The organism is Pseudogracilibacillus sp. SO30301A, assembly GCF_037072025.1.
Lineage (GTDB): Bacteria > Bacillota > Bacilli > Bacillales > Amphibacillaceae > Pseudogracilibacillus.
In genome coordinates, this window is record NZ_JAXHDD010000090.1 from 1 (window position 1) to 10,601 (window position 10,601).

At 36.0% G+C, this 10,601-nt stretch carries 8 protein-coding genes; 3 read left to right on the top strand and 5 right to left on the bottom strand.

What is annotated here, in order from left to right; translation table 11 throughout:
- Nucleotides 1-1,152: 1,152 nt before the first annotated feature.
- On the bottom strand, nt 1,153-2,208 hold the full coding sequence (locus SPD89_RS21840) for a suppressor of fused domain protein (RefSeq protein WP_336264048.1): 1,056 nt from the start codon (nt 2,206-2,208) through the stop codon (nt 1,153-1,155).
- A 363-nt stretch (nt 2,209-2,571) separates the two neighbouring features.
- Between SPD89_RS21840 and SPD89_RS21845 the strand changes: the two genes are divergently transcribed.
- From SPD89_RS21845 to SPD89_RS21855, 3 genes are all read left to right on the top strand, one after another.
- Nucleotides 2,572-3,114 (top strand): DUF1269 domain-containing protein, encoded by a 543-nt coding sequence (locus tag SPD89_RS21845; RefSeq protein ID WP_336264049.1) that lies wholly within the window; start codon nt 2,572-2,574, stop codon nt 3,112-3,114.
- 207 nt (nt 3,115-3,321) lie between these two features.
- A complete protein-coding gene (locus SPD89_RS21850; protein ID WP_336264050.1) occupies nt 3,322-4,962 on the top strand; it encodes a glycerol-3-phosphate dehydrogenase/oxidase in 1,641 nt (546 codons plus the stop codon).
- Nucleotides 4,963-5,148: 186 nt separating this feature from the next.
- Nucleotides 5,149-5,715, top strand: coding sequence for a glycerol-3-phosphate responsive antiterminator (locus SPD89_RS21855; protein WP_336264051.1), 567 nt, complete (start codon nt 5,149-5,151; stop codon nt 5,713-5,715).
- Between the two features lie 6 nt (nt 5,716-5,721).
- On the opposite strand, the gene SPD89_RS21860 is transcribed toward SPD89_RS21855, so the two are convergent.
- The 4 genes from SPD89_RS21860 to SPD89_RS21875 are packed head-to-tail and all read right to left on the bottom strand — an operon-like array spanning nt 5,722 to nt 10,412.
- Nucleotides 5,722-6,501, bottom strand: a complete 780-nt coding sequence (locus SPD89_RS21860) for an HAD-IIA family hydrolase (RefSeq protein ID WP_336264052.1) — start codon at nt 6,499-6,501, stop codon at nt 5,722-5,724.
- A 27-nt stretch (nt 6,502-6,528) separates the two neighbouring features.
- Nucleotides 6,529-8,229: an ABC transporter permease gene (locus tag SPD89_RS21865; RefSeq protein WP_336264053.1), complete on the bottom strand. Its 1,701-nt coding sequence runs from the start codon at nt 8,227-8,229 to the stop codon at nt 6,529-6,531.
- Nucleotides 8,226-9,347 (bottom strand): ABC transporter ATP-binding protein, encoded by a 1,122-nt coding sequence (locus SPD89_RS21870; RefSeq protein WP_336264054.1) that lies wholly within the window; start codon nt 9,345-9,347, stop codon nt 8,226-8,228. Before SPD89_RS21870 ends, SPD89_RS21865 begins: the two co-directional genes overlap by 4 nt.
- A gap of 15 nt (nt 9,348-9,362) precedes the next feature.
- Entirely contained in the window at nt 9,363-10,412 is a 1,050-nt protein-coding gene (locus SPD89_RS21875) for an ABC transporter substrate-binding protein (protein WP_336264055.1), read from the bottom strand.
- Nucleotides 10,413-10,601 lie beyond the last annotated feature (189 nt).

Here is a 10,601-nt window from a genome sequence, read left to right on the forward strand (position 1 = left end):
GATAGAACAATCGCTACCACAGTAATCTGATTAGGTGTCACCCCCATTCTTGCTAAGCGATTTACAAATGGTCTTAATAAACTTTGGAATTGTGGCTTTATATCATAAATACTCGCCATCCCTATCCCTCCCGCTGTGATTCCTTCATTGATGGATTTCTTACATTTCATAACATCGTAAGTAAAGTGATAATTTTCAGTTTCCTATTTTAAAAGACAGCACTATCCTTGCTACTTCACACTTCCCCTATTTTATTATCTGTCAGGTAATCATTCTTTTCAATGAATAATCCATCTTTTTACATAGTTAATTCTTTCCACCTAGATGAACGGAAATTATCTCCTTTTAAAACGACAAAAAAACCCGAAAGACCTAGTCTCGCAATGGGCATTTTTTACATTTAACTTGTACCATTCTTCTTGTTTATAATGAAATCGTCGATTATTTATCATTATGTAAAGTGTTGTAGTAAAATACATTACCTATATAAACTTCTTCATTCTCATACTCTGTTAATGATCTAAAAAATGAACTAACTAACATCTATAAATATCCCCTTTCTTTACTTTATTTAGGGTGTTTTACTGATACTATATGAGCACATCTTCTCCTAGCAATAAGACCTCAAAGGGACTTTGCCAATCAAGGTCTTGCCCAATCCTAACAATAGAATAAAAAATATTATATAAACATTCCACGTATTTAATCTGCCGTCTTCAACAAATACACCTTTTACCTCACTGGTAAATAAGCCCCAGCGAGTCGGCAATATGAATGTTAGTAACAAATAGAGCTACTGCGACGATACCTTCCAATATCGAAGGAATAATACTCTCCTTCATGATGCTATTCCTTAAAAAATTTGCTTTTTATATTATAAACCAAAAAGAGCTAAGATGGCAGAAGTTGCTCATAGGCATACTCAAATATAATCCCATTTAATCACGCAATTTACCTAGGAGCACTATCATTCTATCTAAAATACAGTGTTAGTTAATACGAAGATTAGAGTGTTTTACATTATCATTACCTTAATCGCTTTAATTCTCTGTTTTAGGTAACAATTGGATGCTATAAGTTACCTTAGTTCCTTGTCTTTTGTAATGTAAACTAAAAGCTAATGAATTTTAATCATATTTATCCAACTATCAATTATCCAATCGTATCCACAACATTTCCATCTGAATCTTTCAGTTCTGTTTTTACAATTTTAAAAGCAACAGATTCTATGGAAGGTAGGGAAAATGTTTTTTCAATTGGTTCAAGTTGTGCAACAAGTTGCTCAACTGCATTTTCATTAAGAGTGATTTCTATTTGGTCTTCATTTTCTTTTATATATGACTCGTCTTCAAACATAAAAATAACTGTAGCTTCATTACTTACTAATCTAAGTGGTTCACCTTTTACCATCCGCCCCCGAATAATCTGCCCAATTATCTTCGCTTGCTTTGCACCAATCGTCAACACTGCAGAAGTTCTTTTAAATAATAACTTTTTGGCTGGTGTCCATGTGACTTGGTCATTAAATAAGAATCCTGTATTTGATCCTTCTTTTTCGCTACCTTTTTGAATTACCTCTCCTATTTTTGAATAGCGAAGAAGTGATTCACGAGACAAATCAGTAATGTACTTCGGCATATACTCTTCGAATACTTGTAAAACACCTAGTGTATTCCATATTTGCATTGCTTCTAATTCGTCCGCTGTTATTCCGACAAGTTGAATAAATTCAACCTTCCCATTCGGAGTTTCTATCTCGAGTAACTCGGAATCATGGATAAATGCAAGCGCAGTTAATTCTGTATCAGATTCAAGACTTAGTGGACTATTCGCATCCATATAATCCCCATTTCTAAAAACATTACCACTATTAAATACGTATCTTGCCAAATTCTGCAATAGATTTAAAGGCCAGTTCGGTGGCTCGGTTTCATTATTCTCTTTTTCCAACCGAAAAGTTAATTCAAATCCATATCCACTATATTCCATATCCTCTAACTCTTTTTCAAACAGTTCAGAAAAGCCATATGTTACGTAATGCCAATGTTCAACTGGTTCTTTCGCATCGTATACACTAATACCTTCTAAAGGATCATTGCCACCTAGCTGATACGAAATCAATGTTCCAAAATGTATTGGTTCCTGATTACCATAAATTTTTTCCATCGCTTGATCAATTGCATCCCAACCCGCATTATTTTCGCTCATCGTCTCCTCCTTTGTAGGGAAAACTCCTACTGGTTATTTCTATATCTATCATACCACTAATATATAAATCTTTTATTTGAAATAGTGATCTGATTAATCGTTTAACTTTTTCACTAACGCTGTAAATGATTCAGCATAAAATACTTTCTCTCTTGTACGTTCTTCATGCTGTTCTTCTGTTTATCTAATATTTGCGTTTCCTTTTTGGCAGCATTTACATGATTCAAAAAAGGACGAATTGCTATACAAGGATAAATAAAATAGAATGTTTTAAAAGTCCCATAAGCACAGACACCAATCTCATAACAATAAAAATTACTCATTTTTCACTTTTTATGGTAATCTTTGATAGAGGTGATGAAAATGGAAAAAAGAGTGTTTATTACCACATTTGAAGAAGACAGTAAATCATACCAAGCATTTTCGGAATTAAAACAAAGACATGTAAAAAAAGAAGTAAATATAGAACAGATGGCAGTAGTGATTAATTCTAAGAAAGAAAATATTGAAATCAAAGACTTTATGGACATGACTGGCCCTGACCGAACATCAAGAGGCAGTATCATTGGGATACTTATCGGAATTCTCGCTGGACCACTCGGAATGCTACTTGGATGGGTGTCAGGAACTGTTATTGGAGCAGCAAGGGATGCACGCGAGGTTAGAGATGCGTTAAGCGTATTTGAACAAACGTTATCTATGATATCGCCGGGGAAAACAGGACTCATCATCATCGCCGATGCAGATAGCCGCAATGCAATTCGAACATATATACAGGATGAACTGGAAGGAAGATTATTACAATTAGACCTCGAACTTGTCATGAAAGAAATAGAACGCGCCCGAGAAACAGAACGCGAACTACAAAAAGAAGCACGAAAACGAATGTTTGATAAAGATAAATAATAAGTGAATAAAATTAGACTTTCAAAAAGTTGTAATAACAAAGTATTATAGCTATTAAATATGAAAAAATATGTTATAATATGTTTAATAAGATGAATAAAAATTGGTTTGAGTTCATAAGAGAGACCACAATAAATAATTGCCTTTGAGGCGGTTATTTAATTGTGGTCTTTTTCATTTATTCTTACTGGAAAGGAGATGTTTTAAATGAACTTTACTAATTTAAATAGAAATAAAATCTTAAAAAAACTTCAATCTGAAACATTTGACCTATTAATTATTGGTGGTGGAATCACTGGTGTAGGAATTGCATTGGATGCTGTCACACGCGGACTTAAAGTCGTGCTAGTTGAAATGCAAGATTTTGCAAGCGGAACATCAAGTCGATCAACGAAACTTGTTCATGGAGGATTACGCTATCTCAAACAATTTGAGATTAGAGAAGTTGCAGAACTTGGTCGCGAACGTGCAGTCGTTTATGAAAATGGTCCACATGTAACGACACCTGAATTAATGCTTCTTCCATTTCATAAAGGAGGAACATTTGGCAAAACGATGACAGCTATCGGCTTAAATATGTATGACTTTCTCGCCCAAGTCAAAAAGAGTGAACGTAAAATAATGTTATCAAAAGAACAAGTGATTGAAAAAGTACCTTTTATTAAAAAGGAGGGACTAAAAGGTGGCGGCTTGTATGTCGAATATCGTACCGATGATGCTCGATTGACATTGGAAGTTGCAAAAAAAGCATACGAAAAAGGTGCAACCTTACTTAACTATGCTCAAGTAACTGACTTTGTTTATGATGATAATAATAAAATAATCGCTTCTAAAGTAGTAGACAGGGAATCAGAGGAAACGATCACGATTAAAGCGGATGCCTTTGTCAATGCGACGGGACCATGGGTGGATGAACTTAGAAAATTGGATTATGCAGTGAATGATAAACATTTGAAATTATCCAAAGGCGTCCATATAGTATTTGATCAATCTATTTTTCCACTAAAACAAGCTGTATATTTTGATTCTCCGGATAAGCGGATGATTTTTGCTATCCCACGACATGGAAAAACATATGTAGGGACAACAGACGATTTTTATGAAGGTGATCCTGCTGCCATGGATGTTAATGAACAAGAGGTATATTATTTATTGAATGCAGTACACGATATGTTCCCCGGCATTAAAGTTGAAGAAAAAAATATCGAATCAAGTTGGGCGGGGGTTAGACCACTTATTCATGAAAAAGGAAAAGCCCCTTCAGAAATATCTCGAAAAGACGAAATTTGGGAAGCTGATTCTGGTTTGATCACGATGGCTGGCGGCAAACTAACTGGATACAGAAAAATGGCGGAAACAACGGTTGACTTACTGTATGATAAATATATCGCAGCTTCGAAATTTTCTCATCAAAGTTGCCAAACAAAAAAGTTGCCAATCTCTGGGGGAGAAGTTGGCGGGTCAGAAAAATGGAGACTATTTAAAGAACAGTTAATTACAAAACTAGAGCAACTCGGGATAAAGCAAGATGAAGCTGAACAATTGTTGAACCTTTATGGTTCGAATATTAATTATATCATCGAATATATTCAATCAAATAAAACAGAACTCTCCAACGGACTATATGCAAAATTAATGTATGCCATTCATCATGAGATGGTTCTGACACCTACTGACTTTTTCATTAGAAGAACTGGAGAATTATTATTTGATATAAAAGACGTCATCAAAGAACGAGATGCCGTTATTTCCCTAATGGAAAGTCAATTCAATTGGTCTTATGATGTAAAGCGACAATATATAAAAGAACTGAAACATGCACTTGACAAAGCTATAAATTTTAAATGAACGGAAACCACTACTTTTTTACATTTGCTAAAAGTATAGAACTTTACTATGATTATTATTATATGAATAGTCTATTATTTTCTACATCAGTTAATTGAATAATAGGCTATTTTTATTTAATATACGAAAGCAATGGATAACGGTTACTGATGAAGGAGTAAAGTAAAAATTTGAGGAGGATTGCTATTGAGCAAAATTGTCGACATTGTGCAATCACAAATCATTGCGTCCGTCAAAAAAGAAAAAGATATCGACATCGCCCTTCAATCGAATGCGAATATCATCTTTTTACTAACTGGTGATTTACTTTCGACCAAAAGATATATAGAAAGAGTTAAAGAAGCGAAAAAGGATGTATTTATCCATATTGATTTTATTGATGGTTTAGCTAATTCAAAAACTGCGATTGAATTTGTTGCTGAAATGTGGAGACCAAAAGGGATTATTACGACGAAAAGTAATTTGATTCAGCATGCTAAAAACGCAGGGTTACTGACCGTACAAAGAATGTTTTTAATTGATAGAGGTGCACTTAAAAGGGGGCTTGAAATCGCAGACCGAATCAATCCAGATGCAATCGAGGTTTTACCTGGTATCATGCCGTCCATCATAGATGAATTAACAAAACTAACCCCCTTACCAATCATAGCAGGTGGGCTAGTTAGTAATGAAACTGAAATTTTACAAGGACTTGAAGCAGGGGCTCTTGCTATCTCCGCCGGTAACCGTAAATTATGGTTTGTCAATGTATAGCTATTATTATATTCGAGTTATTTCATTGACGTTTGCCAATACATAGTCCGGCTTAAACGATGTATTTTCAAGCATTGCCTCTGTAGTAATACCAGTTAAAACAAGTACTGAATTCATCCCGTAATCATTGCCCATCTTAATGTCTGTCTCGAGACGGTCTCCAACCACGTAACAACGTTCAGGAGGCAATTTCAGAACTTCTTTTACGATAAATTCCGCAGCCAACTGTGATGGTTTTCCTAGAATCTGTGTGACATCCTCACCAGTTGCTCCTTCTAACGCTCCAATCATGGCGCCACAATCTGGAATTTGGCCACCCTCTACTGGACAAGTACGATCTGGATTGGTGGCAACCATCTTCGCTCCATTTTTCCAAGCTTGGAATGCATTGTTCAATTTATCATACGTAAATTTTCGATCCCAACCGATTAAAACATACTTTGCTTCATCACTTTTATCAGTCAGTTCGATCCCCATCTGTTCCATTTTATTTGTCAAGGGGGCTTCCCCAACAACCATCACTTTTTCTCCCCTTTGCAAATTCTTTTTTAAATAAAGACCTGCAAGATGGTTTGAATTGATCACTTCTTGATGACTAGCTTGAATTCCGAGACGATTCAATTTTTTAACATAGCTCGCGATTGACTCGATCGATTTATTTGTAAGAAAAATAATTTTATCTCCACGATCACGCAGCTCTTTCAATGTCTCTGCAGCACCATCAATGAGATAATCATCTAAATAAATAGTGCCATCCAAGTCAAAAATAAATCCTTTCGGTAACATGATTTCCTCCATTTACAATTCACTATATTAAGATTGTTTTCGTGTAAAGAAATTTGCCAAAGTTTGTAGTAACAAGACTAAAACAACAAGGATAATCGACATAGCTGCCGCGGAATAATATTCGGCTCGTAAAATGTTTTGGAAAATAGCTAAACTCATTGGAGCCCATTTTGCTGGAGCCATTAGAATTGTAATACTTGTTTCTTTAATAACAGTAATAAACACTAGAATTGATCCAGCAGCAATCCCCGGTATCATGAGTGGTCCAATAATAGTAACGGCCGCCGTAAAAGTAGATGCTCCAAGGTTAATAGCGGCTTCTTCGATGTCCGCCTTTATTGATTGCATTGTTCCAACCGTAGACCGTACCATATAAGGCAGCCTTCTAATGGAGTATGCTATAATTAAAATTACTGCCGTCCCAGTCAATTGTAGTGGCGCCACATTAAATGTCTGGATTAAAGCGATACCAAAAGCAATTCCTGGTACGACAAGTGGAACAGTTGTCATAAAATCCAACGTGACTGAATTTTGTCTTACCACAAAATAAGATACAAAGACTGAAATAATAATACTTAATACTAATGCACCAAAAGCTAGAATTAAACTGTTTTGAATGTTTCCTAAAGAGGAAGTGAAAATCGTTTGATAATGTTTAAACGTATATCCGGTTGGTAATGGATCTTTCCCCCATGTAGTTGCAATGGACTGCATAAATACAGTTAACATTGCTAAAATCGGTATAGATACGACAAACAAAGAAAATGTAGCGAGTGATAAGTTCAAAGACTTGTTCTCAGCTAACTTCACTTGCTTCGGCTTTCCTGACACCGAATCATAATTCTTCCCTCTAAAGAAGAAGTTTTGTCCCCAATAAGCGAATCCTGCTACAGCAATCATAATTAATGTTAAAATTGCTGCGCCACCCCAGTTAAAGAAGCCGGCAATTTCACGATATGCTTCAACAACTAGTAAATTAAGATCTGTCGGTGCCAAAACAATCGGCGTACCAAAGTCTGAAAAGCTAACTGCAAAAATAACGAGTGCTGTCGAAAGCATTCCTGGAATGACAAGAGGAAAAGTAACTGTACTAAATGTAAGCCAACCCTTTGCTCCCATGTTTCGAGAAGCTTCTTCAAGCGATACATCGCTTATTTTAAATGCTGCCACCATCGGCCAAAGCGCATATGGGAAAAAGAAAAACACTTGTACTAAAGCAATTCCGGTAAATGAATATGGGTCAATGAATAACCCTTCCCCACCTAACGAATTGTAAATATATGTCACCCATCCTGAACGACCGAACATAATGATAAATGCATATGCAGAAATAAATGTCGGTACAATTAAAGGTACGGTGCATAATGCACTAATTGTTTTTTTGAATGGCATTTTGGTACGTGCAATCCCGTAAGCAATCGGTACACATAAAACCAAAACAACAACAGATACAATGACAGATAAATATAAACTATTTAGTAACGCACTTAAGTAACGAGTATTTGAAAACATCGACTTAAAATTGTCGAGTGTCGAATTTTTCAATTGATCAATGGTTATATTTAGTGTTTCCATGCTAATTAATGAACCAAAAAAGTTAATAGGCTCATTAGTGAAACTTACCATGAACACAGCAATTAACGGGATAACTAAGAATAATAGAAAAAATACATAAAGGAGTATTTTAATAAGCCCCATACCGGTTAAATTTTTCTTTAACCATTTCATATGAGCAACACCCTCTCAGGTGATATACCTAATTTTACAGTCGTTCCATTCCTCAAAATACTGTCACCAGATTCATAAACAGTATCTGCAATTAAGCGATGCTGATCGACGATAATCTCATATCGAACAGTTGAGCCTAAATAGGTTGCGAGATCAATTTTCCCTTCAAAATAATTATCATAAGTTTGCGATGCTTCATCCAAAAGGATAATATTTTCAGGACGAATAATTATTTTCACCTCATTAGATTCAATAGTTGATTCTGACTTAATTACTTGATCACCAACTTCGACATAGGCTATAGAACCTTCTCTTTTTTTAATAACCCCAGGTAAGATATTTGAAGTTCCAACAAAATCAGCGATGAATGGGCTTTTTGGATTACTATAAAGATCTGTTGGAGTACCTACCTGTAAAATTTCCCCATCCTTCATAACCGCTACACGGTCTGCCATACTCATCGCTTCCTCTTGGTCATGTGTAACAAATATCGTCGTTATTTTAAGATCTTGTTGAATTCTTCGGATGGTATTTCTCATCGAATGTCTTAATTTTTGGTCAAGATTGGATAGTGGCTCGTCCATTAAGAGTACTTTTGGTTCCATGACAAGAGCACGAGCTAAAGCCACTCGTTGTTGCTGCCCCCCAGAAAGTTCATTCACCATCTTATCGGCATGCTCCGTCAACTCTACGTAATCAAGTGCATCCATCGTTCGTTTTTTGATGTCATCCGAATACTTTACTAATTTACTATTGAGCATACGTGTGTAGACACCAAGCTTTTTAAACATATTACTTTTTTTCAAGTCTTGAATATTTAGACTGTATGCGACGTTATCAAACACATTCATATGTGGGAATAGTGCATAACTTTGGAAAACCATCCCACAATTTCGTTCGTTCGGTGATAATTCGTTAACTACTTCATCCCCAATTTTTATTACGCCATTTGTCGGCTCTTCAAATCCAGCGATGCACCTCATCGTTGTCGTCTTTCCACAACCAGAAGGTCCCAAGAGGGCAAAAAACTCGCCCGCTTGGATATCCAAATCAATATTTTTCAACACAGTAACTCCAGAGAAATCTTTGGTTAATCCATTTACAACAACGGATTTCATCTTATCAGCTTCCTTTTACTTTATATTCGTCTGCCATTCGTTTCTAATGCGGTCATAGTTCTCATTTACCCAATCAATGTCTAAATCAACTGCATTCTCCTTAATACTATCTACAGATAATGGAGTAGTTGACTCAACATCCGGGTTTATTGGAATGTGCGCCCAGCTTGCCAAAATATCTTGAGCTTCTTCGCTAAGCATGAACTCCATGAAGTCTTTTCCACCTTCTGGATTAGGTCCATCTTTAATTAATGTAATCGGGTTTACAAGAATAGGAGTTTTTTCAGGAACAACGAAGTCTACCGTTTCACCGTTGTTCTGATGCTCATATGCCATAAAGTCGAAACCAATACCTATATGTGCTTCTCCCATTGCAACTGCTTTTGTTGGAGCAGAGCCAGAGTCAGGGATAGAGTTCGCTTGATCAGTTAGCTTTTGGAAATACTCCCAACCTTCTTCTTCCCCATTTTCCATCATATAGCTAAGTACCATTAAAGTAGACGTACCTGAAGCTGCTGGGTTCGGGAACTGAATTTTCCCTTCCCATTTTGGGTCTAGTAAGTCTTCCCAGTTCTTAGGAGCTTCTTCTTCTGTAACTAAGTCAGTATTATATGAAAAACCTAAAACAAACATTTCAACTCCGACATAATAACCATCTTCATGCTTCAACTTAATTCCGTCTTCCACAACTTCCCAGTCCTCTGCTGATGGTGGGATATATTGTGTAACGATGTCCTTATCAACTGCTGCTTCAAATGGAAGAATCCCCCCACCGCCATACCATACATCTGCCTGTGGGTTACCTTTTTCAGCCATCATTTGGTTTACAAGAACATTTGTACCAGCGTAATGAACGTTAACCTTTTCTCCATGCAACTCTTCATATTTTGCTGCCAGTTCGTTTGACAGGTCAGGAGTTTCAGGGGAATATAAAGTTATAGCCCCTCCACCACCGCTTCCTTCGCCTCCTTCGTCACCGGAACCGTTTTCATCTGCGCACGCAGCTACTAAAAATAAAATGGATAAAACCATCGTCACAAAAAAACCGCGGGACAACTTCTTCATATTCAAATCTCTCCTTTTAATATGTTAGAAAATCTCTAAAAAAAGAAAAGAAGAGATAACAATATAGTAATAGCCTCCTTTTAATAGAGGTTACTATACACAGTTTCTCTTCTCCTATATTCTCTAGAGATATTCAATTACCAATGATTCTATCAAAAGTTCACAAAATTGTAAAGTTATTTTGGTAGA

Coding starts and splice junctions, on each gene's coding strand:
- SPD89_RS21860 (WP_336264052.1), bottom strand. CDS start 6,501: ATGTTACCGAAAGGATTTATTTTTGACTTGGATGGCACTATTTATTTA.
- SPD89_RS21865 (WP_336264053.1), bottom strand. CDS start 8,229: ATGAAATGGTTAAAGAAAAATTTAACCGGTATGGGGCTTATTAAAATA.
- SPD89_RS21840 (WP_336264048.1), bottom strand. CDS start 2,208: ATGAGCGAAAATAATGCGGGTTGGGATGCAATTGATCAAGCGATGGAA.
- SPD89_RS21870 (WP_336264054.1), bottom strand. CDS start 9,347: ATGAAATCCGTTGTTGTAAATGGATTAACCAAAGATTTCTCTGGAGTT.
- SPD89_RS21845 (WP_336264049.1), top strand. CDS start 2,572: ATGGAAAAAAGAGTGTTTATTACCACATTTGAAGAAGACAGTAAATCA.
- SPD89_RS21875 (WP_336264055.1), bottom strand. CDS start 10,412: ATGAAGAAGTTGTCCCGCGGTTTTTTTGTGACGATGGTTTTATCCATT.
- SPD89_RS21850 (WP_336264050.1), top strand. CDS start 3,322: ATGAACTTTACTAATTTAAATAGAAATAAAATCTTAAAAAAACTTCAA.